Origin of the sequence: Luteimonas granuli (assembly GCF_007795095.1) — a bacterium.
GTDB lineage: Bacteria > Pseudomonadota > Gammaproteobacteria > Xanthomonadales > Xanthomonadaceae > Luteimonas > Luteimonas granuli.
Genome location: NZ_CP042218.1, coordinates 954,755 through 981,523, shown reverse-complemented (window position 1 = coordinate 981,523; position 26,769 = coordinate 954,755). Strand labels below are relative to the sequence as shown.

Below are 26,769 nucleotides of genomic sequence, written 5' to 3'. Positions count from 1 at the left end.
AGGTGCGCGCGGCCGACGGCCGCGTGCTCGACACCATCCATCGCGGCGGGGGACGTGGCCTCGAGGCGACGATGGCGATCGAGCACCTGCTGCATGCGCCCGATGGCGGCATCTGGGTCGCGACCAGCGGCGGACTGCTGGCCTGGGACGAGGACACGCGCAGGTTCGCGCGCGTACCGGGCGGACCGGATGCGGCGGTGTACAGCGCGGCGGTGGACGGGGAACTGGTCTGGCTGGCGGGCTATGGCGAACTCTGCGCCTACCGCTGGAACGGGGCTTCGCTGGTCCCCTTGCGCAGCGTGGGCGCAGGGCAGGGCATGCCGATGGTCGCACCGGGAGGGGTGGCGGTCGACGATGCCGGCGTGGTCTGGCTGACGACCGTGCGCGGGCTGGTGCGTTTCGATCCCGAGCGCGGACGCCTGCGCGTCTACGGCGTCCGGGATGGCCTGCCCAGCCACGAGTTCAGCGAGTATCCGATCGCGACGTCGGCGCAGGGCTACGTTGCCGCGGGGACCGCGGACGGCCTGTTGCTGTTCCACCCGCGGCTGGTGGAATGGAGCCGGCGCACGCCGACCCTGGCCATCGAATCGATCGACCTGAGGCGCGGCGACGCGCGCGTGGTGCTCCCGTCGCAGCCGGTGCTTGCGCTGCGCCACGACGACCGCGACCTGCGCGTGGTCGCGCGCCTGCTCTCGTTCACCGACGCCCACGCCCACCGCTACCGCTTCCATCTCGAAGGCTACGACCCCGACTGGGTGGAGACCGGAGCCGAAGGCACGCGCGCGTTCGCGCGCCTGGCCCCCGGCAACTACCGGCTCCGCGTGCAGGCGCGGAACGCCGACCACGACTGGACGCCGGTCCGGGCCGTGCAGCTGCGGGTGGAGCCGCCGTGGTGGCAGACACCCTGGGCGGTCGCACTGCTGGCGGCGCTCGGGGTGCTGGCACTGCTGTGGATGGTGCACGGCTACCGGCAGCGGCTGAAGCGGCGGCACGCGTGGCAGTTGCACCAGGAGAAGCGGGAACTCGCCGAGCAGGCCTCGCTGGCCAAGACCCGGTTCCTGGCCACGCTGGGACACGAGGTGCGCACGCCGATGACCGGCGTGCTCGGCATGAGCGAGCTCCTGCTGGGGACCGGCCTGGACGCGCGGCAGCGCGGCTATGCCGAAGCGATCCGCCGTGCCGGCGATCACCTGATGCGCCTGGTCAACGACGCCCTCGACCTCGCGCGGATCGAAGCCGGCAGGCTGGAGCTGGTCGTGCAGCCCTTCGATCTCGTGTCGGTGCTGAAGGAGGTGGGCGAACTGGTCGAGCCGATGGCGCGCCAGCGCGGGCTGGTGTTCCTCAGCCACGTCGACGCCCATACTCCCCGCTGGCTGCTCGGCGACGCCGGCCGCGTGCGCCAGATCCTGCTCAACCTGCTGGGCAACGCGGTCAAGTTCACCGAAACGGGGAGCGTTTCGCTGCAGGCGGCACCGATCGCGACCGGTGGCGTGCGCCTGGTGGTGTCGGATACCGGGCCCGGACTCAGCGAGGAACAGCAGGCGCATATCTTCCGCCGCTTCGAGCAGGCGGAGGGCGCGCGCACCGCCTCGCGCTACGGCGGCAGCGGCCTGGGCCTGGCGATCTGCCGGGAGCTCGCGGCGGCCATGGGCGGGCGGGTCGAGCTCGACAGCACGCCGGGGCAGGGCTCCGACTTCACCGTTGATCTTCCGCTGACGGCCGCAAGCCCTCCGATCGTGGAGGCGGCCGGCGATGACGCGACGCCGGTGCCGGGTCGGCCGCTGTCGCTGCTTCTCGTGGAAGACGACCCCACGGTCGCCAGGGTGATCGCCGGACTGCTGCGCACCCTGGGCCACGAGGTCGTGCACGTGCCGCACGGGCTGGCGGCGCTGGCCGAACTGGACGCCGCGACGTTCGACATGGCCCTGCTGGACCTCGACCTGCCGGGCATCAACGGCCTGGCGCTGGCCAGCCAACTGCGCGCCCGGGGCTTCAAGGCGCCGCTGCTGGCGGTGACCGCCCGCGCCGACGCCGACGCCGAAGCGCTGGCGCGCGAAGCCGGCTTCGACGGATTCCTGCGCAAGCCGGTGACCGGCGCGATGCTTGCCGGGGCGATCGACGCCCTGCGTCCGGCGTCACGCGACGGCGACTTCGCCTAGGACCGCGACCGGCCGGGCGCGCATGCCCGGGCCGGTCGCGGGGGGTCAGCGACGGCTGTGGGCGTGCACCTCGTCGACCAGTACGCGCACGTGCTCCGGATCCATGTCCGGGGACATGCCGTGGCCGAGGTTGAAGACGTGGCCCTCGCGCGAGCCGCCGTTGCCGTCGCGCCAACTGTCGAGGGCCCGGCGCACTTCGCGGCGGATCGCCTCGGGCGAGCCGTAGAGCGTGGCCGGGTCGAGGTTGCCCTGCACGGCGACCCGGCCACCGGTGCGGCGCGCGGCCTCGCCGAGCTCGACCAGCCAGTCCACCCCCACGCCCTCGGCGCCGGAGGCGGCCAGGTCCTCGAGATAGGCCGCGTTGCCCCTGCCGAAGACGATCAGCGGCGTACGTTCGGCGCCTTCGCCGCGCTCCAGCTCGTGCGCGATGCGGGCGAGGTAGGGCAGCGAGAACTCGCGGTACATCGCCGGCGACAGCACCCCGCCCCAGGTGTCGAAGACCTGCAGCGCCTGGGCGCCGGCCGCGCGCTGCGCGGCGAGGTAGGCGATGACGGCATCGGTGTTGACCGAGAGCAGGGCGTGCAGCGCCTTCGGGTCGTTGTGGGCCAGTGCCTTGATGCGCGCGAAGTCCTTGCTGCCGCCGCCCTCGACCATGTAGCAGGCCAGGGTCCAGGGGCTGCCGGAGAAGCCGATCAGCGGCACGCGGCCGTCGAGTTCGCGGCGGATCACGCGCACCGCGTCCATCACGTAGCCCAGTTCCGTCTCCATGTCGGGCATGCCCAGCTTCGCGATCGCGGCGGCATCGCGCACCGGGCGTTCGAACTTCGGGCCCTCGCCGTCGACGAAGTAGAGGCCCAGGCCCATCGCATCGGGGATGGTCAGGATGTCGGAAAACAGGATCGCGGCGTCCAGGTCGAAGCGCTCGAGCGGCTGCAGCGTGACTTCGCAGGCGAGTTCGGGGTTCTTGGCCATGGCCAGGAAGCTGCCGGCCTTTGCGCGGCTGGCGCGATACTCCGGCAGGTAGCGGCCGGCCTGGCGCATCAGCCATACCGGCGTGCAGTCCACGGGTTCACGGCGCAGGGCGCGCAGGAAGCGGTCGTTCTTCAGTGTCTGGGTCACATCGGGGTCCTGTGTCGCGGCGCGCGGGGGCTCACGGCCTCGGCGTGTTCGCGCCCTGCGCGAACATCACCTGGAAGCCGCGCTTGAGCTGCTGGTCGCGCGCCTGTTCCAGCGCGCTCACCGCGCTGGCCTGGTCGAGGAACTGCTCGCGGCGCACCGTGCTGCGGCCGCCGATCTGCCCGGTCTCGCGCACCAGCGTCCAGCCGCCCAGGAGGTCGGGCTGGAGCATGAGCTGCACGAAACGCGGGGCCTCGGGGCCGCCGGGTCGCTGTTGGAGGAGCAGGCGCATCCGCCGATTGTAGCCGGGGGCAACGGCGTCGGACGCCCCCCGGACCGGGGCGGGGGTCCGCTGCCGGCGCCGTTCAGGCGGTGCGCAGCACGTCCAGCACGGCATCCTCGGGCACGTCCGCGGCCACGCATGCGCGACCGGGCCCGTCCCAGAGCACGAAGCGCAGTCCACCGGCCACAGCCTTCTTGTCCAGGCGCATGCGCGCGACCAGCGCCCGGGGATCCAGGCCATGGGGCAGGCGGGCGGGCAGGCCGAAGCGCTCCAGCAGCCGGCGCAGCGCCTCCGCGTCGGCGTCGGCCGCAAGCCCGAGCCGTGCCGCCAGCCGCGCGGCCAGCACCATGCCCACGGCCACCGCCTCGCCGTGGTTCAGGCCGTCGTAGGCCTGCTCGGCCTCGATCGCATGGCCGAAGGTGTGGCCGAAATTGAGGAGGGCGCGCTCGCCGCGCTCGAAGGGGTCGCGCTCGACGATCGCGGCCTTGTGCGCGCAGCTGCGGGCGATGGCCTCGGCCAGCGCGGCGTCCTCGCGCTCGAGCAGGGCGCCGATGTGGCCGGCCAGCCAGTCGAGGAAGCCGGCGTCGGCGATGGCGCCGTACTTCACCACTTCGGCCAGGCCGGCGCGCAGCTCGCGGTCGGGCAAGGTACGCAGCACCGAAGTATCGGCGAACACCGCGCGTGGCGGATGGAAGGCGCCGACCAGGTTCTTGCCCGCCGGAAGGTCCACCGCGGTCTTGCCGCCCACCGAGGAGTCGACCATGGCCAACAGGGTGGTCGGCAACTGCACGCAGTCGATGCCGCGCATCCAGCAGGCCGCGGCGAAGCCGGCGAGGTCGCCGACCACGCCGCCGCCGAGCGCGTAGACGCAGGCGTCGCGGGTGGCACCCAGCGCGGCCAGGGCGGCAACGGCGTCGCCGAATCCGGCCAGCGTCTTGGCCGCCTCGCCCGCCGGGAGCACGAAGGTGTCCAGCCGCACGTCCGGGCGCGCGCGGCGCAGGGCGTCGCGGACGACGTCCGCGTACAGCGGGGCGACGTGGCTGTCGCTGACCAGCAGGACATGGCGGCCGCGCAGCGGGGCGGCCAGCGCGTCGCCGTCGGCCAGCAGGCCGGCGCCGATGGCGATGGCGTAGGGCGCGTCGCCGCCAACCTCGATGTGCCGTGCCGCGGTCACGCGGCCGGCTCCGCCCGCGGTCCGGCCGGGTGGCCGCGCCACTCCGCCTCCAGCATGGCCGCCAGCCGCTTCGCGGCCTCGGGGGTGGACAGCGCGGTGGTGTCGAAGGCGAAGTCCGCGACGTCCGCGTACAGCGGACCTCGCTCGTCGGCCAGCCTGCGCAGCGTGGTTTCGCGGTCGCCGACGGCGAGCAGCGGCCGCGTCCGATCGCGCTCCAGGCGCTGCAGCTGCGCTGGTACGCCGGCCCGCAGGTAGACCACGAAGCCGCCGTCGGCCAGCAGGCGGCGGTTGCCGGAATCCAGCACCGCGCCGCCCCCGGTGGCGATCACGGCGTCCGGTCCGGCGAGCAGGGCCGCCAGCACCTCGCGTTCGCGTGCGCGGGAAGCCCGGCTCCCCCACGCACTCGAAGATCGTCGGGATGGTGGTGCCGGTGCGCCGCTCGACCTCATGGTCGCTATCGGCGAACTCCAGCCCGAAGTGCCGCGCCAGGCAGCGCCCGATCGAGGTCTTCCCGGCTCCCATGGGACCGACGAGCACGAGGTGGCGGGCGGAATGCATGCGCCGATGCTAGCAGTCGACGACGCGGCGCAGGCGCGGCCTTAACACCCGTGCCGCGAGCATGGAGCGGGCCGCCACGCCGGCGGTGCCAACCCAGGGAGTCGAACATGTCGGTCGCCAAGGTCATCGAACTCAACGCGTCCTCGCCCACCAGCGTCGAGGATGCCGTGCGCAGGGGGCTCGCAAAGTGCGCCGAGACCGTGAAGAACATCAAGGGCGCCTGGATCAACGAAACCAAGGTCGTCACCGATGCCGGCGGCAACATCACCGAGTGGCGGGTGAACCTGCGGATCAGCTTCGTGGTGGATTGAGCCCGGTCGCGCCGGGCGTGCCGGCCGTCCACGCCGTCGCCCGCCGGTGCGGGTCGAGCGCGATGACGCGATCGGCGATGCCCGGCAGCGTGCGCAGCGCCTGCCGGCTCACGCGTTCGCAATGCTGGACGAAGCGGTCGATGCCGGCCCGGTCCATGCCTCCGCCGGAGCCGCCCATGCCCTCCCCGGAATCCCCGGGGATGGTGCGTGCCGCGCGCAGCGCCTGCTCCGCTTCCCAGCGCCATGCCGGCACCACGTCGAAGGAGGGTGCCTGCAGCAGGAGCAGCCGGTCGATGCGGCCCCACAGCGCTGGATACCCGCGCGCGAGCGCGGCGTTGCACCCGCGTCGCCACAGGCCGTCGGCGTCCTCGTCGCGTTCGAGCGCATTGAGGGGCGTCGCCAGCGCCGCCGGTGCTTCCGGCGGCGTGCACAGGAACCAGCCTTCGAACAGCACCAGGTCCACCTGGCCCGCGCTCGGCCACCGGTCTGCGGGGATGCGGTCGTCGGCCAGTTTGTCGAAGCGCGGCAGCAGAGTGCCGCGGCCCGCGCGCAGGGCGTCGAGCACTTCGATCGCCAGCGGCAGATCATGGGTTCCCGGCGGCCCCCGGGTCTCCAGCAGCGGGTGCACCTCGCGCGCCAGGCGCAGGCGCCGCGCCCGCGACAGGTAGAAGTCGTCGATCGACAGCACGGCGCAGCGCAGGCCGCGCCGCCCGGCCTCGCTCGCCATCTGGCCGGCGAGCGTGGACTTGCCGCTGCCCTGCAGGCCGCTGATGCCGTAGATGCGGACGTCGGCGCGCAGCGCATCGTCGAGCATCGCCGCCACCAGCCCGGCTTCGAAACGGCCCTTGGCCATGTGCATCGGCGGCGCCATCCGGGCACGATAGCGCAGGCGCGGGCACGGCCCGCGCCGTCCATCCAGCACCACCACGGAGCGCGCCTGCCGATGACCGATCTCTATGCCGAAGCCCTGGCGACTTTCGACCTGCTGTTCGAGGAGGCCCTGGCCGCCGGCGAGCCCGACCGCACCGCCATGCAGCTCGCCACCGCCACGCCCGACGGCCGGCCCTCACTGCGCACTGTGCTGCTGAAGGCGCACGACGCGCGTGGCTTCGTCTTCTATACCCACCTCGACGGTCGCAAGGGCCGCGAGCTGAAGGCCAACCCGCGCGCGGCGCTGCTGTTCCACTGGCCGCGGGTCCGCCAGGGCGTGCAGGTGCGCATCGAGGGCGGGGTGGCGATCGTCGACGAGGCCGAGGCCGACGCCTACTTCGCCAGCCGTCCGCGCGGCAGCCAGTTGGGCGCCTGGGCTTCGCTGCAGTCGGAGACGCTGGAGTCGCGCGAGACGTTCGAACAGCGCCTGGCCGGCTGCGAACGCGAGTTCGAGGGCCGCGACGTGCCGCGCCCGCCGCGCTGGAACGGCCTGCGCGTGGACCCGGAGCGCATCGAGTTCTGGTACGGCGCGCAGTTCCGGTGGCACGAGCGCTGGCTGTACGAGCGCGACCTCGCCGGCGGCTGCGGCAAGCGGATGCTCTACCCGTGAACGGCGCGCCCGCGCCGCTGCGCGGCCCGCGGCGCATCGTCTGCCTCACCGAGGAACCGACCGAGACCCTGTACGCGCTGGGCGAGGAACACCGCATCGTCGGCATCAGCGGCTTCACGGTGCGGCCGCCCCGGGCGCGCAGGGAAAAGCCGAAGGTCAGCGCCTTCACCAGCGCGAAGATCGACGCGATCCTGGCCCTGGAGCCCGACCTCGCGATCGGCTTCTCCGATATCCAGGCCGACATCGCCGCGGAGCTGGTGCGTCGCGGCGTCGAGGTCTGGATCAGCAACCACCGCAGCGTCGAAGGCATCCTCGACTACGTGCGCCGGCTGGGGGCACTGGTGGGCGCGGCGGCGCGCGCCGAGGCGTACGCCGACGACCTCCGGCGCGGGCTCGACGAAGTGGCTGCGCGCGCGGGCTCGCTGCCGCGACGCCCGCGCGTCTACTTCGAGGAATGGGACGAACCGCCGATCACCGGCATCCGCTGGGTCGCCGAGCTGGTGCGGATCGCCGGCGGCGACGACGTGTTCCCGGAGCTGGCGGCCGAACCGCTGGCGAAGCAGCGCATCCTCGCCGACCCGTCGGAGGTCGTGCGGCGGGCACCGGACATCATCGTCGGCTCCTGGTGCGGCAAGAAGTTCCGCCCCGACCGCGTGGCGGCGCGGCCCGGCTGGGACGTGATCCCGGCCGTGCGCGACGGGGAGCTGCACGAGGTCAAGTCGCCCCTGATCCTGCAGCCCGGCCCGGCGGCGCTGACCGACGGGCTGCGCGCGCTGGCCGGCATCGTCCACGGCTGGTCGGAGAGGCACCCGGGATAGTCCTTCCCCCCGCTGACGTGCCATGCAGGTTCTGCCATGATCGGCGCTTCGACCATGGGGATGGGGAGCGCGACATGAACCAGGCTGCGATGCACGACTTCGGCAGGCTGCTGCTGCGGGTCACCCTCGGGGTGCTGATCCTGCTGCATGGCATCACCAAGCTGCGCGGCGGCATGTCCGGCATCGAGGGCATGGTCGAGGCGCAGGGCCTGCCGGGTTTCCTTGCCTATGGCGTGCTGGTGGGCGAGGTGCTGGCGCCGCTGATGCTGCTGGCGGGCTTCCATGCCCGGACCGGCGCGGTGCTGGTGGCGATCAACATGCTGTTCGCGATCGCGTTGGCGCACATGGGCGAACTGGGTCGGCTCAACAACACCGGCGGCTGGGCGCTGGAGCTCCAGGGCATGTTCCTGGGCACCGCCATCGCCATCGCCCTGCTGGGTCCGGGACGCTACGGCATCAACCAGCGCTGAGCCCGCGGGGCCGGCCTCAGTCGTTGGCCGCGGAAAGCTCGCGGCCGCGCACGGTGGCCGCCTCGATGGCCGCGGCCACCAGGCCGCGCAGGCCGCCGGCCTCGAAGGTCTCGATGGCCGCCTGGGTGGTTCCGCCCGGCGAGGTCACGCGGCGGCGCAGCTCCGCCGGGGTCTCGCCCGTGCCGGTCAGCATGCGCGCCGCGCCGAGGATGGTCTGCAGCACCAGCGTGCGCGCGGCGTCGGCCGGCAGGCCCTGGGCGCGCGCGGCTTCCTCCATCGCTTCGGCCAGCAGGAAGACATAGGCCGGGCCGCTTCCGGACACCGCGGTGACCGCGTCCATCAGCGCCTCGTCCTCGATCCAGACGGTCTCGCCGGCGGCGGACAGCAGGGCCTGCGCGCGCTCGCGGCCGGCGGCATCCACGGCCGCGTTCGCATGCAGCCCGGTCACGCCCGCGCCAAGCAGGGCGGGAGTGTTGGGCATGGCGCGGACCACGGCGGCGTCTCCGCCCAGCCACGCCGAGAGCTGGCCGGCGGTGATGCCGGCCGCGATCGAGACCGCCAGGGGCCGCGCCGCGCGCGCGCTCGGCGCCAGTCCTTCGCAGACCTCGCGCATGACCTGGGGCTTGACCGCGAACACCCAGGTGCCGGCGCCGGCGATCGCATCCACCGCATCGGCATGCGCGCGCACCCCGAAATCACGGACCAGCGCGGCACGCAGCGCCTCCACGGGTTCGGCGACGCTGATGGTGGCGGCGTCGGTGCCGCGCGCCAGCATTCCGCCGATCAGGCTGCGCGCCATGTTGCCGCCGCCAATGAAGGCGAGGTGCTCCGCCGCGGCGGTTCCGGAACGGGTCATGGCAGGTCTCTCCTGGTCGCGTGGCCGACCATTGTCGCCGAGCGCGCCGGTGGCGGCGACCGCCTGGCGCGGCCGCGTCGGCCTCAGGCCGCCGGGCGCGGACCGAACAGCGCCGTGCCGATGCGGACCATGGTCGCGCCCTCGGCGATCGCCAGTTCGAAGTCCGCGCTCATGCCCATCGACAGCGTGTCGGCGGTGGGGTGCGCGGCCTGCAGCGCCTCGTGCAAGGCGCGCATGGCCACGAACGCGGCGCGGCGGACCCCCGGGTCGGGATGCGGCTCCGGGATCGCCATCAGCCCCCGAAGCTTCAGGGCCGGTCGCGCGGCGATGGCCTCGGCCAGTGCCGGAACTTTGTCCGGCGTACAGCCGTGCTTGCCGGCCTCGCCGTCGACGTTGACCTGGATGAGCACGTTGAGCGGCGACCGCCCCGGGGCGCGAGCCGAGGCCAGCGCACTCACCAGCTTCGGCCTGTCGACCGACTGCACCCAGTCGAACAGTGCCGCGGCCTGGGCCGCCTTGTTGGACTGCAGATGGCCGATCAGGTGCCATTCGATGCCGCGACCCTCGAGCGCGACCACCTTGGGCGCGGCCTCCTGCACGTAGTTCTCGCCGAAGGCCAGAGTGGATCCCGGGCGGAGTGCGGCCCACGCGGCGGCGAGCGCTGCGATCTCGTCGGCATTCCGCGTCTTGCCGACGGCGACCAGGCGCGGCAGTGGCCGCCCGGCGGCGCGGGCCGCGTTTTCCATCGAATCGAGGATGCGCGCGAGAGGGTCGGTGGGCATCGCCTGGTGCTCCAACAGCGCTGGTTCTGTGACGCGGATACGGGGCTATACTGCCCGCGGGGAGTACTCTGGCGCCAGCCGCGACACGGGTCGGGCGCCTCGCCACCACCTTGTGCACGGCCCTGGGGAGCATGCATGGATATCGCCGAACTCCTGGCGTTTTCGGTCAAGAACAAAGCCTCGGACCTGCACCTGTCCGCGGGCCTGCCGCCGATGATCCGCGTCGACGGCGACGTCCGGCGCATCAACGTTCCGGCGCTGGACCACAAGCAGGTCCACGCGCTGGTCTACGACATCATGTCGGACAAGCAGCGCCGCGACTACGAGGAGTTCCTCGAGGTCGACTTCTCGTTCGAGATCGCCGGGCTGGCGCGCTTCCGCGTCAACGCCTTCAACCAGAATCGCGGCGCGGGAGCGGTGTTCCGCACCATTCCATCCGAGGTGCTGACGCTGGAGGACCTCGGTACGCCGCGGATCTTCAAGGAGCTGATCGACCAGCCGCAGGGCCTGATCCTGGTCACCGGCCCGACGGGTTCGGGCAAGTCGACCACGCTGGCGGCCATGGTCGACCACATCAACAAGAACGAGTACGGGCACATCCTCACCATCGAGGACCCGATCGAGTTCGTGCACACCGCGCAGAAGTGCCTGATCAACCAGCGCGAGGTGCACCGCGACACCCACGGCTTCAACGAGGCCCTGCGCTCGGCGCTGCGCGAAGACCCCGACTACATCCTGGTCGGCGAACTGCGCGACCTGGAGACCATCCGCCTCGCACTGACCGCCGCCGAGACGGGCCACCTGGTGTTCGGCACCCTGCATACCTCCAGCGCCGCCAAGACCATCGATCGCATCATCGACGTGTTCCCCGCCGGCGAGAAGCCGATGGTGCGCTCGATGCTGTCGGAATCGCTGCGCGCGGTGATCTCCCAGGCCCTGCTGAAGAAGGTCGGCGGTGGCCGCACCGCCGCCTGGGAGATCATGGTCGGCATTCCCGCCATCAGGAACCTGATCCGCGAGGACAAGGTGGCGCAGATGTATTCGGCGATCCAGACCGGCCAGCAGCACGGCATGATGACGCTGGACCAGCACCTGCAGGACCTGGTCAAGCGCAGCATGGTGACCCGCCAGCAGGCCCGGGACTACGCCAAGGACAAGCGGCTCTTCGAGTAACCGGAGCACCCCATGAGCGCCATCGATTTCACCTCCTACCTCAAGCTGATGGCCCACCAGAAGGCGTCGGACCTGTTCATCACGGCCGGCATGCCGCCGTCGATGAAGGTCCACGGCAAGATCTCGCCGATCACCCAGAACCCGCTGACGCCGCAGCAGTCGCGCGACCTGGTGCTCAACGTGATGACGCCGCCGCAGCGCGAGGAGTTCGAGCGCACCCACGAGTGCAACTTCGCCATCGGCGTGTCCGGCGTCGGCCGCTTCCGCGTCAGCTGCTTCTACCAGCGCAACCAGGTCGGCATGGTGCTGCGCCGGATCGAGTCCAGGATCCCGACGATCGAAGAGCTGAACCTGCCGCCGATCATCAAGACGCTGGCGATGACCAAGCGCGGCATCATCATCTTCGTCGGCGCCACCGGCACGGGCAAATCCACCTCGCTGGCGTCGATGATCGGGTACCGCAACCAGAACTCCACCGGGCACATCATCACCATCGAGGACCCGATCGAGTTCGTCCACAAGCACGAAGGCTGCATCATCACCCAGCGCGAGGTCGGCATCGATACCGACAGCTGGGAGAACGCGCTCAAGAACACCCTGCGCCAGGCGCCGGACGTGATCATGATCGGCGAGGTGCGCACCCGCGAGGGCATGGACCACGCCATCGCGTTCGCAGAGACCGGCCACCTGGTGCTGTGCACCCTGCACGCCAACAACGCCAACCAGGCGATGGACCGCATCATCAACTTCTTCCCCGAGGACCGGCGCGGCCAGCTGCTGATGGACCTGTCGCTCAACCTCAAGGGCGTGGTCGCGCAGCAGCTGATCCCCACGCCCGACGGCAAGGGCCGCCGCGTGGCGATGGAGATCATGCTCGGCACGCCGCTGGTGCAGGACTACATCCGCGACGGCGAGATCCACAAGCTCAAGGAAGTGATGAAGGAGTCGACCAACCTCGGCATGAAGACCTTCGACCAGAGCCTGTTCGAGCTTTACCAGGCCGGCGAGATCTCCTACGAGGACGCGCTGCGCCACGCCGATTCCGCCAACGAGGTGCGCCTGCGCATCAAGCTCGCCCAGGGCGGCGACGCGCGCACGCTGGCGCAGGGCCTGGATGGCGTCGAGGTGGCCGAGGCCAACTGAGGCGCGGGGCTTCCGCGACGGTCCGTTCCGCAGCATCCGGCAGGGGCGCCCATGTGGCGCCCCTTTCCTTTGCGCACTTTTTACCTCGCACGGGCGACAATGAGGGGCCGATTCATCCACTTCCCGGAGATTCCCGAATGGCCTTCACCCTGCCCCAGCTTCCCTATGCCTACGACGCGCTCGAACCGCATATCGACGCACGGACGATGGAGATCCACCACACCAAGCACCACCAGACCTACATCAACAACGCCAACGCCGCGCTCGAGGGTACGGAGTGGGCCGGCCGGAGCGCGGAGGAGATCATCGCCAACCTCGACGCCCTGCCCGAGGACAAGCGCACGCCGCTGCGCAACAACGCCGGCGGCCACGCCAACCATTCGCTGTTCTGGACGGTGATGTCGCCGCAGGGCGGTGGCAAGCCGGCGGGCGAGGTGGCGAAGCGCATCGACAGCGACCTCGGCGGCTTCGACGCCTTCAAGGAGGCCTTCACCAAGGCCGCACTGACCCGCTTCGGCAGCGGCTGGGCCTGGCTCTCGGTCGACGGCTCCGGTGCGCTCAAGGTCGAGAGCAGCGCCAACCAGGACAGCCCGCTCATGAAGGGCATCGGTTCCGGCAACACCCCGGTCCTCGGCCTGGACGTCTGGGAGCACGCCTACTACCTGAAGTACCAGAACCGCCGTCCGGAATACATCGCCGCGTTCTACAACGTGATCGACTGGAACGAGGTCGAGCGCCGCTACCGGGAAGCCACCGCCGGCTGAGACTCTCCCTTCCCCCCGCGCCGCGGGGGAAGGGGCGGCGACTGCGCCCGGACACCGGGCGCAGTGGGTCGCCACTGGCTAGAATGACACCATGTCCACGCAGCCCACATCGCTCGCCAACCAGCTGCTGGTGGCCCTGCCGTCCCTGGCCGATCCGCATTTCGAGCGCACCGTGTCGCTGGTCTGCCAGCACGACGCGGGCGGCGCCATGGGCGTGGTCGTCAATCGGCCCTCCGACTACTCGCTGGGCGAGGTCTTCGCCCAGATGGGCATCGCCTGCGATGACGAGGCGCTGTGCGCCACCCCGGTGCTCGCCGGCGGTCCCGTGCACCCGGAGCGCGGCTTCGTGATCCACGACGGGGACCGCGACTGGGACTCCACCCTGGTGGTCGGCGGGGGCCTGCGCGTCACCACCTCGCGCGATGTGCTCGACGCAGTCGCCCGCGGCGAAGGACCGGCGAAGCTGCTGGTCGCTTTGGGTTGCGCCGGCTGGAGCGCCGGCCAGCTCGAGGCCGAACTTGCCGCGAACAGCTGGCTGACCGTGCCCGCCGACGCGGAGCTGCTGTTCGCGGTCCCGCTGGAGGAGCGCTGGCAGGCCGCCGCCGGCCGTATCGGCGTCGACATGGCGCACATGCCCGACTACGCCGGCCACGCCTGATGGCGACCATCCGCAGCGACGCCACGGTGCTCGGCTTCGACGTCGGCGCACGCCGCATCGGCGTCGCCGTCGGCAGCGCCTTCGGTCACGGCGCGCGCGCGCTGGCGGTGGTCGACGTGCATGCCGGCCAGGTCGACTGGCCGGCGGTCGACCGCCTGCATCGGGAATGGCGGCCAGGCGGCTGCGTGGTCGGCGATCCGATGACCCTGGAGGGAGGCGACCAGCCGATCCGCGCCCGGGCCCGGGCCTTCGCCGGCGAGATCGCGCGCCGCTATGCGCTGCCGGTGGTGATGGTCGACGAGCGTTCGAGCTCGATCGAAGCGGCGCAGCGCTTCGCGGTCGACCGCGCCGAAGGACGCCGCCGCCGCCGCGATGCCGCCGCGCTGGACGCCGTTGCCGCGGCGGTCATCGTCGAGCGCTGGCTGTCCGCCCCGCAGGACGCCGTCCCGGTCGATCCCGACAGCCCACACGCCGACGTCTCAGCATGAGCCTGCACCTCCAGTCCACCGAAAGCGGTCGCCTGCGCCATCTGCTCACCCTCGAGGGGCTCCCGCGGGAGACTCTCGTGGCCCTGCTCGACCGCGCCCAGGCCTTCGTCGACCACGGAGGCGCCGCCGACCCGCGCACCGCGCTCGCCGGCACCGCGGTCTGCACCCTGTTCTTCGAGGCGTCCACGCGCACGAGGCTCTCGTTCCAGCGCGCGGCGCAGCGCCTGGGCGCCGACGTGCTGGGCTTCGATGCCTCGACCTCGTCCACCAGCAAGGGCGAGAGCGCACTGGACACCCTGCGCACCATCGAGGCCATGGGCGTGCGCGGCTTCATCGTGCGCCAGCGCGAGGACGGCGGCGCGGCACGGCTCGCGGCCGCCGCGCAGCCGGGCACCGCCGTCGTCAATGCCGGAGACGGCCGCAGCGCGCATCCGACCCAGGGGCTGCTGGACGTACTGACCTTGCGCCAGGCCAAGGGCGCGGACTTCGCCCGGCTGAAAGTGGCGATCGTGGGCGACATCCGCCATTCGCGGGTGGCGCGTTCGGAGCTGCACGCGCTGCGCACGCTGGGCATCGGGGAGATCCGGGCGTGTGGCCCCGCCGGCCTGCTCCCCGGGGACGCGACCCTTGACGGTTGTGGCGTGGGCGACGATCTGGACGCCGCGCTCGACGGCGTGGACGCGGTGTTCATGCTGCGCTTGCAGCGCGAGCGCATGGCCGAGGGTCTGGTGCCCTCGCTCGAGGAGTACCACCGCGACTACGGTCTGACCGCCGCCCGCCTGCGCCGTGCCGCGCCGGATGCCGTGGTGTTGCATCCGGGGCCGATGAACCGCGGAGTGGAGATCAGCGACGAGGTGGCCGACGGCCCGCAGTCGATGGTGCTGCGCCAGGTCGCCAACGGCGTGGCCGTGCGCATGGCGGTGCTGGAAGCCCTGCTGGCCTGAGCCGCTGCGTGGCCCGTGCTCAGCGCAGCAGGATCACCGTCGCAAGCCCCAGGAACGTGAAGAAGCCCATCGAATCCGTGATGGCGGTGAGGAAGATCCCACTGGCCAGCGCCGGGTCGAAGCCCAGCCGCTTCAAGGTCACGGGGATCAGTACGCCCGACAAGGCGGCCAGCAACAGGTTGCAGGTGAGGGCGATGAAGATCACCACCGACAGGCTTGGGCTCCGGAACCAGACCAGCACGACCAGACCCAGCACTGCGCCCATCAGCAGGCCGTTGAGCAGCGCCACCCGCAGCTCCTTCCACAGCAGGGTGCCGATGTTGGAGGCGCCCACCTGGCCCAGCGCGATGCCGCGCACCATCAGCGCGAGCACCTGGGTGCCGGCATTGCCGCCGAGGCCGGCGACCATGGGCATCAGTACGGCCAGCGCGACCAGCTGGTCGATCGTGTCCTCGAACTGGCCCACCACGTTGGCAGCGACGAAGGCGGTGCACAGGTTGACGAACAGCCATACCAGTCGCCGCCGCATGGCGCGCCACACAGGGCTGAACAGGTCCTCGTCCTCATCGAGGCCGGCGGCGCCCAGGGCCCTGTGCTCGGCCTGCTCGCGGATGATGTCGATCACGTCGTCGACGGTGATGCGGCCCAGCAGTGTGTTGCTGTCATCCACCACCGGAGCGGACACCCAGTCGTTGTCGGAGAATCTGCGCGCGACCTCCGGTGCCGGAGTGTCGACGTGGATCGACTCGAGTTCGTCGTCGATCAGCTTGTTGATGGGCCTGCCGGGTTCGCAGGTGACCAGGTCCTGCAGCGCCACCCACCCGATCAGCTGGTGGCGGCGGTTGACCACGTAGAGATGGTCGGTGTGTTCGGGCAGTTCGCCGCGCAGGCGCAGGTAGCGCAGCACCACGTCGACCGTGGTGTCGGCGCGCACCGTCACCACGTCGGGGTTCATCAAGCGGCCCGCGGTGTCCTCCTCGTAGGACAACACCTGCTCGAGGCGCTCGCGGTTTTCGCGGTCCATCGAGCGCAGGATCTGGCCGGTGACCGCTTCGGGCAGGTCCTCGACCAGGTCGGCGAGGTCGTCGATGTCGAGGTCTTCGACCGCGGCGACCAGCTCGTCAGGATCCATGTCGGCGATCAGGCTCTCGCGCACCTCGTCGCCGACGTGGACGAGCACTTCGCCGTCGTCCTCGGGATCGACCAGGCCCCAGACCACCATGCGCCGGTCGGGCGGCAGTGATTCGAGCAGGTTGCCGATCTCGGCCGGCGCCAGGGTGTTGACCAGCCGCCGCACCGGACCGAGGCGACCGCTGTCGAGCGCATCGGACAGCAGGCGCAGCTGGCGCGCGGTCTTGTCGTGGCGGACGGCTTCGGCCATGGATTGCTTCCGGTGGGCGCGTCGCGCGACGGGGATGCGCGAACGGGTCAGGCGTTCATGCGCGCATTATCGCCTGCGCCGGCCGTCGCGAGCCAGCGTTCGATGCCGGCCTGGTCGCGTGCCCGCAGCAGCGCCGGTGCGCTCCGGCGCAGCGCAGCCAGGTCATGCGCCCGCACTGCGCGCCGCACTTCGAGCAGGGTGCCCGGGTGCATGCTGAATTCCTCCAGTCCCAGAGCGAGCAGCAGCGGAGTGAACGGCGCGTCGCCGGCCATCTCGCCGCAGACCGCGGCCGGGCGGCCGTGCGCACGCGCGGTCGAGAGCACCTGGTGCAGCAGCTGTATGACCGCCGGATGCAAGGGGCTGTGCAGCGCGTGCAGGGCGTCGTTGCCGCGATCGGCCGCGAGCAGGTACTGCACCAGGTCGTTGGTCCCGATCGAGATGAAGTCGACCAGGTCGATCAGCGCCGGCAGAGCGAGGGCCGCGGCGGGAACTTCGATCATCGCGCCCAGCGGAATGTTCTCGGCCACGGCGTGGCCTTCGCGGCGCAGGCGCGCGCCGACCTCGCGCACCAGCCGGCGTGCGGCCAACAGCTCCTCCCGTCGCGCCACCATCGGCAGGAGGATCCGAAGCGGTCCGTAGCCGGAGGCGCGCAGGATCGCGCGCAGCTGGGTGGTGAACACGTCGCGCCGGCGCAGCGCCAGACGCACGCCGCGCACGCCGAGCGCGGGGTTGGGCTCGGAGGGCAGGGCGAGCCCGCTGCCATCGGCCTTGTCGGCGCCGATGTCGAGGGTACGGATGGTGACGGTGCGGCCCGTCATGCCGAGCACGACGTCGCGGTAGGCGACGAACTGCTCCTCCTCCGATGGCAGCCCGTCGCGCTGCAGGAAGAGGAATTCGGTGCGGTACAGGCCGACCCCGGCAGCGCCGAGCGCATGGGCCTCGGCCACGTCCCCACGGGACTCGGCGTTGGCGTAGAGGCGGATGTCGACGCCGTCGAGCGTGCGCGAAGGCTCGCGACGCAGACGGTGCAGCTGGCGGCGCTCGCGCTTGCCTTCGCGGACCCGTTCGCGGAAGGCGTGCAGGTCTTCGGCGTCGGGGTCGACGATCACCAGCCCGGTGGCGCCGTCGATCATCAGCACGTCGCCGTCGTTGACCTGGGCAAGGGCCTGCGGCGCGCTCACCACCAGTGGCACGTGCAGGCTGCGGGCGAGGATGGCGCTGTGGGAGAGCAGGCTGCCGCCGGCGGTCACGATGCCGAGCACACCGCGGGCATGCAACCGCGCGACCTCCGAGGGCGCCAGGTTGTCGGAGACCAGGATCTCGCCGGCCACGCCGCTGACCTGGGCATCGTGGCGATGCAGGGCCGCGTGGATGCGGCCGATGACGTGGTCGATGTCCTCGACGCGGCTCCGGAAGTAGGGGTCGTCCATGCCCTCGAACACCGCCGCCAGGCGGTTGCGCTGCACGCGCAGGGCGTAGTCGGCGCCATAGAGTTCGTTGGCGATCAGGCCGTCCAGGCCCTGCAGCAGTTCGGGATCGTCGAGCAGCAGGGCATGCAGGTCGAGGAACTCGCCGACCTCGCCGGCGAGCGCACCATGGAGGCGCGCCCGGAGCTCGCGGAGTTCCGCGCGCACCATGCCGATGGCCTCGTGCAGGCGCGCGATCTCGCCTGGCACGTCGGCCACCGCGATGCGCTCTTCGGCGACTTCCAGCGCATGCGGCTGGCGCACCCGCGCCCGGCCGAGGGCATTGCCCCGCGATGCGCCATGGCCGGGGAACAGCTGGCGCATCAGTTGCCCTCGTCGAAGCGCCGCTCGAACAGCGCGCACACGGCGTCCGCGGCGGCGGCCTCGTCGGCCCCCTCGACCCTCAGGGTCACCGCGGTACCGGTGCCGGCGGCGAGCAGCATCACCCCCATGATGCTCTTGGCGTTGACCTCCCGGCCCTTGGCGGTGAGGGTTGCGTCGACGTCGTACTCGGACAGCAGCTGCACCAGCCGCGCGGTCGCGCGGGCGTGCAGGCCCAGCCGGTTGGCCACGGTGAGCTCGCGTTCGATCATGGCCGGCCCGCCTCAGGCGTCATCGTGCACCACTCCATTGCGGGCGCCCGCGGCCGCCACCGCCGGCAGTTCGTCCAGGGGAAGTTCGGGATAGTTCAGCACCCGCAGCAGCATCGGCAGGCTCAGCGCCGAGACACGGCGCACCGGCGTGCCGAGGTGCGCCAGGCGCGCGGCGAGGTTGGCCGGGGTCGCGCCGTAGAGATCGGTCAGCAGCAGCACGCCGTCGCCGCCGTCGGCGCGGCGCAGCGCGGCGCTGGCAGCCGGAAGCATGGCGTCGGGATCGGCGTCGTACGACATCTCGAAGACCTCCACCGCCAGCGGCAAGGGGCCCAGCAGCCGGCCCGCCACCGATTTCAGTGCGGTGCCGATGCCAAGGTGGGTGACGAGCAGGAGTCCGACGGCCATCGGCACAAATTAGCAGAGCGGCATGACGGTCCGGAAGCGCCGCGTGAGTGGCGCACCGTTCCGGGGCTCAATCCAGGCCGCGGTGGTGGGTGGCCACTTCCTTCCAGCCTCGCGCGCGGGCATGGTCCGCGGCCGCTTCGGCGAGATAGACCGAGCGGTGCCTCCCGCCGGTGCAGCCGAAAGCCACGGTGACGTAGCTGCGCGTGGATGAATGCATGCGCGGCAGCCAGGTGTCGAGGAAGGCGGTGACCTGCTGCAGGTACTCGCCGACCTCGGCCTGGCTCTCGAAATATTCGCGCACCGGGCCATCGCGCCCGGACAGCGGCCGCAGCCGTGCGTCCCAGTGCGGATTGGGCAGGGCGCGGGCGTCGAACACGAAGTCCGCGTCCGGCGGGACGCCGCGCCGGTAGGCAAAGGACTCGAACAGCAGCGACAGCGAAGAGTCCATGCTGAGCCCGAGCTCGGTCAGCACCCTCCGGCGCAGCTGGTGCACGTTGAGCTCGCTGGTGTCGATGATGATGTCGGCCAGCGACTTCAGGGGGCGCAGGACCTGCCGCTCGAGCGCGATGGCGTCGGACAGCGGCAGGCCGAGCCGCGTCAGCGGGTGTCGGCGGCGGGTATCGGCGTAGCGCCGGAGCAGCACGTCGTCGGCGGTGTCGAAGAACACCAGCTTGGGGTCGAAGCCCATCGCGCCCACCGCCGACAGCCACTCCGGGATGTTCGCGAGGTCGCCGCGGCTGCGCACGTCGACGCCCACGGCGAGCTTCTGGGAGGCGCGCTCCGGGTGCGTGGCGCTGCGCACGAAGTCGGGCAGCAGCTCCGCCGGCAGGTTGTCGACGCAGTAGAAATCGAGATCCTCGAACGTGTTCAGCGCAACCGTCTTGCCGCTGCCGGACATGCCGCTGACGATGATCAGCGAATGACCCGTATCGTTCATGCCGTCCCCCGCTCCAGGAAGTGCGAATGGCGGGCAAGGAAGGCCGCGGCCGGGTCCACGCCCTTGGAGCGCAGCACGTGCACGCGGGTGGCGGCCTCGGTCAGCACCGCAAGGTTGCGGCCCGGCATGACCGGCAGGGTGATCATGGGCACGTCCAGGTCGAGCACCCGGCGCGAACCGAGGTCGCCGGTGAGCCGCACCATGCCGCTGGAGTCGCTTCTGGCGGGCGCGGAATCGGGACGGGCGAGGTGCACGATCAGGCGCAGGTACTTGTTCCGCTTCACCGCGGTGTCGCCGAACATCTCGCGGATGTTGAGCACGCCCAGACCGCGCAGTTCGAGCAGATCCTGCAGCAGCTCCGGACAGGTGCCGTCGAGCACGTCGGGCGCGATCTGCGCGAACTCCGGCGCGTCGTCGGCGACCAGGCGGTGGCCGCGGGTCACCAGTTCCAGCGCGAGTTCGCTCTTGCCGGTGCCCGATTCGCCGGTGATCAACACGCCGACGGAATAGATCTCCATGAACACGCCGTGCAGCGTGACCCGCGGCGCCAGCGCGCCCGCCAGATGGTACTGCAGCACGTTGTACAGCTCGTGGCCGCGGCGCGGCGACGCCCACAGCGCGATGCCGGACTCCTCCGCCATCTCCACCACGTCTTCGGGGCAGGCCTGGCCCTTGCTCACCACCAGCGCCAACGGCCCGAACTGGAGGATCTTCTCCACCGTCTCCCAGCGCTGCCGCGGCTCCAGGCCGTCCAGCCAGGCCAGCTCCTCGCTGCCGAGGATCTGCACCTTGTTGGGATAGATGATGTTGAGGTAGCCGGCCAGCGAAGGTCGGCGCGAGACCGTCTCGACCGCCTCGAGCCGGCGCGTGGCGCCACCCTGGCCGGCGACCCAGCGCAGCTCCAGCCGATCGCGGAGCTGGTCGAAGAGCGCCTGTGCGGTGATCGCCGCGTTCATGATGCCGGTGCACGCCGCCGCGCGCCGCTCAGCAGCAGCTTCCGCAGCGCCGCGATATCGCGTGCCTCACGCACCGTCTCGCGGAAGTCGGGGTCGGCGAACCGTCCGGCCAGTTCGGACAGGGTGTCGAGGTGTTCCTGGGTGCGGTCCCGGGGCGAGGCCATCGCGAACACCAGGTCCACCGGCTGGCCGTCATGGGCCTTGAAGTCCACCGGAGTCGCCAGCCGCAGGAACGCGGCGACCGGCTCGCCGAGGGCGCCGCTGCGGCAGTGCGGGATCGCCACGCCGCGGCCGATGCCGGTGCTGCCGAGGGCCTCCCGCCCGCGCAGGCCCTCGGCGATCGGCCCGGTCCAGTCCGGCGAGTCGCCGCTGAGCAGCCGGGCGGCCACGTCCAGGACCTGATCGCGGGTGCCGGGCGCCACCACCTGCACGATGCGATCGGCGACGAGCAGGTCGGTGTAAGGCATCCCCCCGGGCCCTGGCGGCGTCAGCCGAACTCGCCGTCGCGCACGGCGTTGCCGCCGCGGCGGTGCTGGTCGATCATCTTCTTCTTTTCCTTGACCAGCATCCGGTCGAGCTTGTCGGCGAGCAGGTCGATGGCCGCGTACATGTCGACGGCACGGGCGTCGGCGTGCAGCGTCTTGCCGGCGATGCTGACGGTGGCTTCGGCGCGGTGGTCGGGCTTGTCGACGCTGAGCTGGGTGCGGACCTGGAGCGGCGGGTCGTACAGCTTCGACAGGCGCCCGAGCTTGCTCTCGACATAGTCGCGCAGGGCCGGGGTGACGTCCATCTGCTGGCCGTGGGTCTCGATGAGCATCGCAACCTCCTTTCTCCGTGGGGCCGCGGCATCGCGCAGGGCGGCGCCGTGGTTGTCAGGGACAGGTTACCCCAGCCCCGGGAGGCCGGAAAGCGCTCCACCAGGGTTCACGCGATGCGCACGCGCTCGTGCGACGACGGGATGTTCAGGGCCTCGCGATACTTGGCCACGGTCCGCCTGGCCACCGGCACCCCGCTGTCCTTGAGGCGCTCCGCGAGGCGGGCATCCGACAGCGGCTTGCGGGGGTCCTCCGCATCCACCAGGCGCCGGATCATGTCCTGGATGGCGGTGCTGGAGGCCTCGCCGCCGCCGCCGGTGTCGATGCCGGAGGCGAAGAAGGCGCGCAGCGGAATGGTGCCGCGCGGCGTGTGCACGTGCTTGCGGGCCACCGCGCGGGAAACGGTGGATTCATGCATGCCGATCTGTGCGGCCACCTCTCGCAGGGTCAGCGGCCGCAGCGCCTGGGGACCGAATTCGAGGAAACCCGACTGCTCGCGCACCAGGCAGTTGACCACCTTGAGCAGGGTTTCGCCGCGGGCCTCGAGGTTCCTGAGCAGCCAGCGCGCCTCCTGCAGGCGGCCGCGCAGGTAGCCGGCGTCGGCGCCGGCGGCGTGCTGCAGCATCCGCTCGTAGCCGCGATGGATGGTGAGGCCGGCGTGGCGGCCTCCGGCCAGCGTCACCTTCCAGAGACCGTGCTGGCGCGAGATGCTGCAGTCGGGCACCACGTAGGTGTCGTGCGGCATGCCACCGATGCTCGAGCCGGGGCGCGGGTCCAGGCTGCGGATCAGCTGCAGCGCCGTGGCCGCCTCCTCGGCGCTGCAGCCCAGGGCCTCGGCCAGTCCGTCGGTACCGAGCCTGGCGAGGCGTTCGATGTGCGTGGCCACCGCACGGCGCGCCAGCCCGCGGCCCGGCGTGTCCGCGTCCAGGGCGTCGAGCTGCAGCGTGAGGCATTCGCCGAGGTCGCGTGCCCCGACGCCGGTGGGGTCCAGGCGCTGCACTTCGTGCAGGACCGCGGTGATCTCTGCCTCGCTGCACTCCAGCTGCGGCGACAGCGCTTCGGCGATCGCCGACAGGGGCTCGCGCAGATACCCGTCGTCGTCGATCGCATCGACCAGGGCTCCGCCGATCAGCAGCTCGCGCCGGGACAGCTGGCCGAGGCCGAGCTGCCAGGCGAGGTGGTCGCGCAGGGTCTCGGACTGGGGGATGCGCTCGGAGGCGTCGCCGTCGGGATCGTCGTCGCGGCCGCCGCGCCCGCCGTCGGCCCAGGCGGCGTCGCGCGGATCGTCCCAGTCGTGGCCGGCCGCGGCATCGCCGCCGGCGTCGTCGGCCGCCCCGATGTCAGGGGCGGGGGATTCCGCGCCGGCGGTCGACAGCGCTGGGGCTTCCTCCCATTCCAGCAGCGGATTGCTCTCGACCGCGGCGTTGATCTCGGCTTCGAGCTCGGGGACCGCCAGCTGCAGCAGATGCAGGGCCTGGCGCAGCTGCGGCGTCAGAACCAGGTGCTGTCCCAGCGATGTCTGCAGGCGAGCTTTCACGGCATTCCCGGTCGGGCGGGGATGCCCGCCGTCACAGCCGGAAGGAATCCCCGAGGTACACCCGGCGCACGTCCGGGTCGGCCAGCAGCGCGTCCGGAGCCCCCTGCGCGAGCACGCTGCCGTCGTTGAGGATATACGCGCGGTCGCAAATGCCCAAGGTCTCGCGGACGTTGTGGTCGGTGATCAGCACGCCGATGCCGCGGGCCTTGAGGTGCCGGACGATGCGCTGGATCTCGCCCACGGAGATCGGGTCGACGCCCGCGAACGGCTCGTCGAGCAGGATCAGTCGCGGGCGCGCAGCCAGTGCGCGGGCGATCTCGACGCGGCGGCGTTCGCCGCCCGAGAGGCTGGCGCCCGTCTGTCCGGCGACGTGCCCGACCTGCAGTTCGTCCATCAGCGACTCGAGCTCGGTCTCGCGCCCCTTGCGATCGAGGTCCTGGCGCAGTTCGAGCACCAGCATGATGTTGTCGGCCACGCTGAGCTTGCGGAACACCGAGGGTTCCTGCGGCAGGTAGCCCACGCCCAACCGCGCCCGGCGATGCATGGGCGCGCCGGTGATGTCGTGGCCATCGAGCACGATGCGCCCGGCATCGGCCGGCACCAGGCCGACGATCATGTAGAAGCAGGTGGTCTTGCCGGCACCATTGGGTCCGAGCAGGCCCACGACCTCGCCGGCATCGAGCGTGAGCCCGAACCCGCGCACGATCTCGCGCTGGCGGTAGCGTTTGCGAAGCCCTTCGGCGACCAGCATCAGCCGCCGCCCTGGCCGGGTTTGGCGCCCTTCGGCAGGATGCGGGTGCGGATCTGTCCGCCCTGCTCGCCGCCACCCTGCACGCGGCCGGTGGCCATGTTGTAGACGATGCGCCCGCCGGACATCGTGCCGCGGCCGGGCTGGTCGAGTTCGACGTCGCCGGTGAACACCACGGTCTCGGTCTGCAGGTCGTAGTCGACGTTGCCCGCGCTGGCGTTGATGGAGCCGCCGTCGTCGAGGTCCTGCTTCAGGCGCACCGGGGAGCCGCTGAGGATGATCCGGGTGATGTCGCCACCGCCGCGGCGCACGTCGGCCCTGGCGGCGCGCACATCGAGCGTGCCCTGGACGATGCGGACGTTGCCGGTGAAGACGCAGGGACTCCCGTCGTCGGCCAGCGAGCAGTCCTGGGTGTTCGAGGTCAGGTCCATGGGCTGGTTGCGGTCGCCGGATTTCGCCCATGCGGGTGCGGCGGCCATGGCGAGGGCCAGTGCCAGCGTGGCGGGCAGGAAGCGGCGGCTAGCGGCGCGTGGGGACATAGCGGACCTGGACCTTGGAGGTGAGCTGGAAGCGCTTTTCGGCCAGATCGGCTTCCATGCCGGTGCCGCGCATTGTAGTGCCGGGCTGGGTGATGGTCACGGGGCCGTCGCCGTGCGCGCGGCGCTGGCGCGGAAACACGGCCAGGGCGTCGGTCTGCATGCGCAGGTCGTGCTCGCCTGCGGGGTCGGACACGGCGACCACGTCGCCGTGCAGGCGCATCTCCTCGCTGTCGGCGCTGATCCAGCCGGTGGCCGCGCGCAGGTCCCAGTACAGTCCGTCGCCTTCCTCGGGCAGCAGGAACACGGGTTCGCGCAGGGCCATGGTCGCGTCGACCGGGTCGCGCCTGAGGTAGGGTGCGCGCAGGGTGAAGGCCTCGGCGCCCCTGTCGTCCAGCGATACCAGCTGGAAGTCCTCGAGGACGTAGTCGGAGCGGTCGCCGGTCGAGGGGTCGGCAGGCGGCTCGACGTGCTGTCGCCAGGCCGACCAGCCGCTGGCGACGGCCGCCACCAGCAACACCACGATCATGGCGCCGCGCCAGCTCACTGCCGCGCGCCGCCAGCGTCGCCGCTCTGGCCCGCGCCGCGGGCCGCAAGCAGCAGCTCGCAGAATTCGCGTGCGGCGCCGGCGCCGGCGCGGGCATTCGACTGCCAGTGCACGTGGCCGAGGATCGCCGGCTGGGCGTCGGCCGGCGCCGCCGCCAGGCCCGCGGCCGACAGCACGGCGAGGTCGGTGAGGTCATCGCCCATGAATGCCACTTCTTCCGCGGCCAGACCCAGGCGCGTGCGCAGGGCTTCGACGCAGGCCAGCTTGTCCTTGATGCCGGTATGGGCTTCCACGCCCAGGTCGCGTGCGCGGATCTCCGCGGCCGGGCTGGTGCGCGCGGTGACGAAGGCGACCGCGATGCCGGCGCGGCGCAGCAGCGAGATGCCCAGGCCGTCGTGGACGTGGAAGGCTTTCGTCTCGGTGCCGTCGGCGGCGATGTACAAGCGGCCGTCGGTCAGGGTGCCGTCGACGTCGAAGCACACCAGGCGGATGCGGGCGGCGCGGGCGGCCAGATCGGCGGACGGGGCGGGGCGGGGCGGGGTCGACATGGGCGCGCGATCACACCACGCGTGCGCGCAACAGGTCGTGAATGTTCAACGCGCCGGCCACGCGGCCGTCGTCGTCCACCACCACCAGGCCGCCGATCTTGTGGGCTTCCATCAGCTGCGCCGCTTCGACGGCGAGTGCGCCGGCGCCGATGGTCCGCGGGCTGCGCGTCATCACCTCGGAGATCGGCGTGGTGCGCACGTCGATGCCGGCGTCCAGGCTGCGGCGGAGGTCGCCGTCGGTGTACAGCCCGAGCAGCCTGCCTTCATCGTCCACGACCGAGGTCATGCCCAGCATCTTGCGGCTGATCTCGGCCAGCGCCTCGCTGACCGTGGCCCCGGCGCGCACGCGGGGCACGGCGTCGCCGGTGTGCATCACGTCGGCGATGTGCAGCAGCAGGCGGCGGCCGAGCGCGCCGGCCGGATGCGAACGCGCGAAGTCGTCGGCGGTGAAGCCGCGGGCTTCGAGCAGGGCCACGGCGAGGGCGTCGCCCATCGCCAGCGACGCCGTGGTGCTCGAGGTCGGCGCCAGGTGCAGCGGGCAGGCCTCTTCGGGCACGCTCACGTCGAGGTGCACGGCGGCGGCGCGGGCGAGGGTCGATCCCGGGCGCCCGGTCATCGAAACCAGCGCATTGTCCTGGCGCTTCAGCACCGGCAGCAGCTGCAGCACCTCGTCGGATTCGCCGGAGTACGACAGCGCCAGCACCACGTCGGCATCGGTGACCATGCCGAGATCGCCGTGCCCGGCCTCGCCCGGATGCACGAAGAACGCCGGGGTGCCGGTGGAGGCGAGGGTGGCGGCGATCTTGCGCGCGACGTGGCCGGACTTGCCCATGCCGGTGCAGACCACGCGGCCGCGGCAGGCCAGCAGCAGCGCGCAGGCGCGCGAGAATTCGCCGTCGATGCGCGCGGCCACCGCCGCCAGGCCGCGGGCCTCGATCTCGAACACCCGCCGGCCGCTGGCCGCGAAATCATGCGCGCCTCCGCCGCCGGGAGGCTGTGTGTTGCTGGCGGACATTCCGGGCCGGGCCCTTTTCCTTTAGGCTAAGCCGTTCATCTTACGCGG

The 26,769-nt window shown here is 71.7% G+C and carries 31 protein-coding genes and 1 pseudogene; 11 read left to right on the top strand and 21 right to left on the bottom strand.

Going from position 1 to position 26,769, the window contains the following annotated elements; genetic code table 11:
- Positions 1-2: 2 nt before the first annotated feature.
- Positions 3-2,159: an ATP-binding response regulator gene (locus FPZ22_RS13945; RefSeq protein WP_246120931.1), complete on the top strand. Its 2,157-nt coding sequence runs from the start codon at positions 3-5 to the stop codon at positions 2,157-2,159.
- 45 nt (positions 2,160-2,204) lie between these two features.
- On the opposite strand, the gene hemE is transcribed toward FPZ22_RS13945, so the two are convergent.
- The 4 genes and pseudogenes from hemE to FPZ22_RS13755 form a co-directional block, all read right to left on the bottom strand.
- Positions 2,205-3,266: a uroporphyrinogen decarboxylase gene (hemE, locus tag FPZ22_RS04540; RefSeq protein ID WP_144893930.1), complete on the bottom strand. Its 1,062-nt coding sequence runs from the start codon at positions 3,264-3,266 to the stop codon at positions 2,205-2,207.
- A 43-nt stretch (positions 3,267-3,309) separates the two neighbouring features.
- Positions 3,310-3,567: a WGR domain-containing protein gene (locus tag FPZ22_RS04535; protein WP_144890815.1), complete on the bottom strand. Its 258-nt coding sequence runs from the start codon at positions 3,565-3,567 to the stop codon at positions 3,310-3,312.
- A gap of 73 nt (positions 3,568-3,640) precedes the next feature.
- Complete coding sequence (gene aroB / locus FPZ22_RS04530; protein WP_144890813.1) at positions 3,641-4,732, bottom strand: 3-dehydroquinate synthase; 1,092 nt, start codon at positions 4,730-4,732, stop codon at positions 3,641-3,643.
- A pseudogene (locus FPZ22_RS13755) lies at positions 4,729-5,290 on the bottom strand (shikimate kinase). Before FPZ22_RS13755 ends, aroB begins: the two are co-directional and overlap by 4 nt.
- Positions 5,291-5,397: 107 nt before the next feature.
- Between FPZ22_RS13755 and FPZ22_RS04520 the strand changes: the two are divergent.
- A complete protein-coding gene (locus tag FPZ22_RS04520) occupies positions 5,398-5,601 on the top strand; it encodes a dodecin family protein (RefSeq protein WP_144890811.1) in 204 nt (67 codons plus the stop codon).
- Here the strand turns inward: FPZ22_RS04520 and FPZ22_RS04515 are convergent.
- Positions 5,582-6,460: a kinase gene (locus tag FPZ22_RS04515; RefSeq protein ID WP_425463035.1), complete on the bottom strand. Its 879-nt coding sequence runs from the start codon at positions 6,458-6,460 to the stop codon at positions 5,582-5,584. The two genes, FPZ22_RS04520 and FPZ22_RS04515, sit on opposite strands and share 20 nt — an antisense overlap.
- An 84-nt stretch (positions 6,461-6,544) precedes the next feature.
- Here FPZ22_RS04515 and pdxH point away from each other — a divergent pair, with 84 nt between their 5' ends.
- From pdxH to FPZ22_RS04500, 3 genes are all read left to right on the top strand, one after another.
- Entirely contained in the window at positions 6,545-7,141 is a 597-nt protein-coding gene (gene pdxH, locus FPZ22_RS04510) for a pyridoxamine 5'-phosphate oxidase (RefSeq protein WP_144890807.1), read from the top strand.
- A complete protein-coding gene (locus FPZ22_RS04505) occupies positions 7,138-7,959 on the top strand; it encodes a cobalamin-binding protein (RefSeq protein ID WP_144890805.1) in 822 nt (273 codons plus the stop codon). Before pdxH ends, FPZ22_RS04505 begins: the two co-directional genes overlap by 4 nt.
- A gap of 74 nt (positions 7,960-8,033) precedes the next feature.
- Positions 8,034-8,429 carry a DoxX family protein gene (locus tag FPZ22_RS04500; RefSeq protein ID WP_210412706.1) on the top strand — a complete coding sequence of 132 codons (396 nt, stop codon included), beginning with the start codon at positions 8,034-8,036 and terminating at the stop codon, positions 8,427-8,429.
- 16 nt (positions 8,430-8,445) lie between these two features.
- On the opposite strand, the gene proC is transcribed toward FPZ22_RS04500, so the two are convergent.
- Positions 8,446-9,285, bottom strand: a complete 840-nt coding sequence (proC, locus tag FPZ22_RS04495) for a pyrroline-5-carboxylate reductase (protein ID WP_144890803.1) — start codon at positions 9,283-9,285, stop codon at positions 8,446-8,448.
- 83 nt (positions 9,286-9,368) lie between these two features.
- A complete protein-coding gene (locus tag FPZ22_RS04490; RefSeq protein WP_144890801.1) occupies positions 9,369-10,067 on the bottom strand; it encodes a YggS family pyridoxal phosphate-dependent enzyme in 699 nt (232 codons plus the stop codon).
- Positions 10,068-10,202: 135 nt separating this feature from the next.
- On the opposite strand from FPZ22_RS04490, the gene FPZ22_RS04485 reads away from it, so the two are divergent.
- From FPZ22_RS04485 to FPZ22_RS04460, 6 genes are all read left to right on the top strand, one after another.
- Positions 10,203-11,240: a type IV pilus twitching motility protein PilT gene (locus tag FPZ22_RS04485; protein WP_144890799.1), complete on the top strand. Its 1,038-nt coding sequence runs from the start codon at positions 10,203-10,205 to the stop codon at positions 11,238-11,240.
- A 12-nt stretch (positions 11,241-11,252) separates the two neighbouring features.
- On the top strand, positions 11,253-12,383 hold the full coding sequence (locus FPZ22_RS04480) for a PilT/PilU family type 4a pilus ATPase (protein WP_144890797.1): 1,131 nt from the start codon (positions 11,253-11,255) through the stop codon (positions 12,381-12,383).
- Between the two features lie 137 nt (positions 12,384-12,520).
- Entirely contained in the window at positions 12,521-13,147 is a 627-nt protein-coding gene (locus FPZ22_RS04475) for a superoxide dismutase (protein ID WP_144890795.1), read from the top strand.
- A 91-nt stretch (positions 13,148-13,238) separates the two neighbouring features.
- A complete protein-coding gene (locus FPZ22_RS04470; protein ID WP_144890793.1) occupies positions 13,239-13,805 on the top strand; it encodes a YqgE/AlgH family protein in 567 nt (188 codons plus the stop codon).
- Complete coding sequence (ruvX, locus tag FPZ22_RS04465) at positions 13,805-14,293, top strand: Holliday junction resolvase RuvX (protein WP_144890791.1); 489 nt, start codon at positions 13,805-13,807, stop codon at positions 14,291-14,293. Before FPZ22_RS04470 ends, ruvX begins: the two co-directional genes overlap by 1 nt.
- The gene (locus FPZ22_RS04460) at positions 14,290-15,237 is read left to right on the top strand and encodes an aspartate carbamoyltransferase catalytic subunit (protein WP_144890789.1); all 948 of its coding nucleotides are present in this window, start codon (positions 14,290-14,292) and stop codon (positions 15,235-15,237) included. The genes ruvX and FPZ22_RS04460 overlap by 4 nt, the downstream gene beginning before the upstream one ends.
- 19 nt (positions 15,238-15,256) lie before the next feature.
- On the opposite strand, the gene mgtE is transcribed toward FPZ22_RS04460, so the two are convergent.
- The 14 genes from mgtE to FPZ22_RS04390 form a co-directional block, all read right to left on the bottom strand.
- Positions 15,257-16,618: a magnesium transporter gene (gene mgtE, locus FPZ22_RS04455; protein WP_144890787.1), complete on the bottom strand. Its 1,362-nt coding sequence runs from the start codon at positions 16,616-16,618 to the stop codon at positions 15,257-15,259.
- A 47-nt stretch (positions 16,619-16,665) separates the two neighbouring features.
- The gene (ptsP, locus tag FPZ22_RS04450) at positions 16,666-18,408 is read right to left on the bottom strand and encodes a phosphoenolpyruvate--protein phosphotransferase (RefSeq protein ID WP_144890785.1); all 1,743 of its coding nucleotides are present in this window, start codon (positions 18,406-18,408) and stop codon (positions 16,666-16,668) included.
- Positions 18,408-18,677, bottom strand: a complete 270-nt coding sequence (locus tag FPZ22_RS04445) for an HPr family phosphocarrier protein (protein WP_144890783.1) — start codon at positions 18,675-18,677, stop codon at positions 18,408-18,410. The genes ptsP and FPZ22_RS04445 overlap by 1 nt, the downstream gene beginning before the upstream one ends.
- A gap of 12 nt (positions 18,678-18,689) precedes the next feature.
- Positions 18,690-19,082 carry a PTS sugar transporter subunit IIA gene (locus FPZ22_RS04440; RefSeq protein ID WP_144890781.1) on the bottom strand — a complete coding sequence of 131 codons (393 nt, stop codon included), beginning with the start codon at positions 19,080-19,082 and terminating at the stop codon, positions 18,690-18,692.
- 67 nt (positions 19,083-19,149) lie between these two features.
- Positions 19,150-20,019, bottom strand: a complete 870-nt coding sequence (gene rapZ, locus FPZ22_RS04435; RefSeq protein WP_144890779.1) for an RNase adapter RapZ — start codon at positions 20,017-20,019, stop codon at positions 19,150-19,152.
- The gene (hprK, locus tag FPZ22_RS04430) at positions 20,016-20,975 is read right to left on the bottom strand and encodes an HPr(Ser) kinase/phosphatase (protein ID WP_144890777.1); all 960 of its coding nucleotides are present in this window, start codon (positions 20,973-20,975) and stop codon (positions 20,016-20,018) included. The genes rapZ and hprK overlap by 4 nt, the downstream gene beginning before the upstream one ends.
- The gene (locus FPZ22_RS04425) at positions 20,972-21,442 is read right to left on the bottom strand and encodes a PTS sugar transporter subunit IIA (protein ID WP_144890775.1); all 471 of its coding nucleotides are present in this window, start codon (positions 21,440-21,442) and stop codon (positions 20,972-20,974) included. Before FPZ22_RS04425 ends, hprK begins: the two co-directional genes overlap by 4 nt.
- A gap of 20 nt (positions 21,443-21,462) precedes the next feature.
- The gene (hpf, locus tag FPZ22_RS04420; protein WP_144890773.1) at positions 21,463-21,792 is read right to left on the bottom strand and encodes a ribosome hibernation-promoting factor, HPF/YfiA family; all 330 of its coding nucleotides are present in this window, start codon (positions 21,790-21,792) and stop codon (positions 21,463-21,465) included.
- Positions 21,793-21,899: 107 nt separating this feature from the next.
- Positions 21,900-23,327 (bottom strand): RNA polymerase factor sigma-54, encoded by a 1,428-nt coding sequence (locus tag FPZ22_RS04415; protein ID WP_144890771.1) that lies wholly within the window; start codon positions 23,325-23,327, stop codon positions 21,900-21,902.
- Positions 23,328-23,358: 31 nt separating this feature from the next.
- Positions 23,359-24,078 (bottom strand): LPS export ABC transporter ATP-binding protein, encoded by a 720-nt coding sequence (gene lptB, locus FPZ22_RS04410; protein WP_144890769.1) that lies wholly within the window; start codon positions 24,076-24,078, stop codon positions 23,359-23,361.
- Positions 24,078-24,614, bottom strand: a complete 537-nt coding sequence (lptA, locus tag FPZ22_RS04405) for a lipopolysaccharide transport periplasmic protein LptA (RefSeq protein WP_144890767.1) — start codon at positions 24,612-24,614, stop codon at positions 24,078-24,080. Before lptA ends, lptB begins: the two co-directional genes overlap by 1 nt.
- Positions 24,595-25,158, bottom strand: coding sequence for an LPS export ABC transporter periplasmic protein LptC (lptC, locus tag FPZ22_RS04400; RefSeq protein ID WP_144890765.1), 564 nt, complete (start codon positions 25,156-25,158; stop codon positions 24,595-24,597). The genes lptA and lptC overlap by 20 nt, the downstream gene beginning before the upstream one ends.
- Complete coding sequence (locus FPZ22_RS04395) at positions 25,155-25,706, bottom strand: KdsC family phosphatase (protein WP_144890763.1); 552 nt, start codon at positions 25,704-25,706, stop codon at positions 25,155-25,157. The genes lptC and FPZ22_RS04395 overlap by 4 nt, the downstream gene beginning before the upstream one ends.
- A gap of 10 nt (positions 25,707-25,716) precedes the next feature.
- On the bottom strand, positions 25,717-26,721 hold the full coding sequence (locus FPZ22_RS04390; protein WP_144890761.1) for a KpsF/GutQ family sugar-phosphate isomerase: 1,005 nt from the start codon (positions 26,719-26,721) through the stop codon (positions 25,717-25,719).
- Positions 26,722-26,769 lie beyond the last annotated feature (48 nt).

Coding starts and splice junctions, on each gene's coding strand:
- FPZ22_RS04535 (WP_144890815.1), bottom strand. CDS start 3,567: ATGCGCCTGCTCCTCCAACAGCGACCCGGCGGCCCCGAGGCCCCGCGT.
- FPZ22_RS04520 (WP_144890811.1), top strand. CDS start 5,398: ATGTCGGTCGCCAAGGTCATCGAACTCAACGCGTCCTCGCCCACCAGC.
- FPZ22_RS04515 (WP_425463035.1), bottom strand. CDS start 6,460: ATGCACATGGCCAAGGGCCGTTTCGAAGCCGGGCTGGTGGCGGCGATG.
- pdxH (WP_144890807.1), top strand. CDS start 6,545: ATGACCGATCTCTATGCCGAAGCCCTGGCGACTTTCGACCTGCTGTTC.
- FPZ22_RS04500 (WP_210412706.1), top strand. CDS start 8,034: ATGAACCAGGCTGCGATGCACGACTTCGGCAGGCTGCTGCTGCGGGTC.
- proC (WP_144890803.1), bottom strand. CDS start 9,285: ATGACCCGTTCCGGAACCGCCGCGGCGGAGCACCTCGCCTTCATTGGC.
- FPZ22_RS04490 (WP_144890801.1), bottom strand. CDS start 10,067: ATGCCCACCGACCCTCTCGCGCGCATCCTCGATTCGATGGAAAACGCG.
- FPZ22_RS04485 (WP_144890799.1), top strand. CDS start 10,203: ATGGATATCGCCGAACTCCTGGCGTTTTCGGTCAAGAACAAAGCCTCG.
- FPZ22_RS04480 (WP_144890797.1), top strand. CDS start 11,253: ATGAGCGCCATCGATTTCACCTCCTACCTCAAGCTGATGGCCCACCAG.
- FPZ22_RS04475 (WP_144890795.1), top strand. CDS start 12,521: ATGGCCTTCACCCTGCCCCAGCTTCCCTATGCCTACGACGCGCTCGAA.
- FPZ22_RS04470 (WP_144890793.1), top strand. CDS start 13,239: ATGTCCACGCAGCCCACATCGCTCGCCAACCAGCTGCTGGTGGCCCTG.
- ruvX (WP_144890791.1), top strand. CDS start 13,805: ATGGCGACCATCCGCAGCGACGCCACGGTGCTCGGCTTCGACGTCGGC.
- FPZ22_RS04460 (WP_144890789.1), top strand. CDS start 14,290: ATGAGCCTGCACCTCCAGTCCACCGAAAGCGGTCGCCTGCGCCATCTG.
- mgtE (WP_144890787.1), bottom strand. CDS start 16,618: ATGGCCGAAGCCGTCCGCCACGACAAGACCGCGCGCCAGCTGCGCCTG.
- ptsP (WP_144890785.1), bottom strand. CDS start 18,408: ATGCGCCAGCTGTTCCCCGGCCATGGCGCATCGCGGGGCAATGCCCTC.
- FPZ22_RS04445 (WP_144890783.1), bottom strand. CDS start 18,677: ATGATCGAACGCGAGCTCACCGTGGCCAACCGGCTGGGCCTGCACGCC.
- FPZ22_RS04440 (WP_144890781.1), bottom strand. CDS start 19,082: ATGGCCGTCGGACTCCTGCTCGTCACCCACCTTGGCATCGGCACCGCA.
- rapZ (WP_144890779.1), bottom strand. CDS start 20,019: ATGAACGATACGGGTCATTCGCTGATCATCGTCAGCGGCATGTCCGGC.
- hprK (WP_144890777.1), bottom strand. CDS start 20,975: ATGAACGCGGCGATCACCGCACAGGCGCTCTTCGACCAGCTCCGCGAT.
- FPZ22_RS04425 (WP_144890775.1), bottom strand. CDS start 21,442: ATGCCTTACACCGACCTGCTCGTCGCCGATCGCATCGTGCAGGTGGTG.
- hpf (WP_144890773.1), bottom strand. CDS start 21,792: ATGCTCATCGAGACCCACGGCCAGCAGATGGACGTCACCCCGGCCCTG.
- lptB (WP_144890769.1), bottom strand. CDS start 24,078: ATGCTGGTCGCCGAAGGGCTTCGCAAACGCTACCGCCAGCGCGAGATC.
- lptA (WP_144890767.1), bottom strand. CDS start 24,614: ATGTCCCCACGCGCCGCTAGCCGCCGCTTCCTGCCCGCCACGCTGGCA.
- FPZ22_RS04395 (WP_144890763.1), bottom strand. CDS start 25,706: ATGTCGACCCCGCCCCGCCCCGCCCCGTCCGCCGATCTGGCCGCCCGC.
- FPZ22_RS04390 (WP_144890761.1), bottom strand. CDS start 26,721: ATGTCCGCCAGCAACACACAGCCTCCCGGCGGCGGAGGCGCGCATGAT.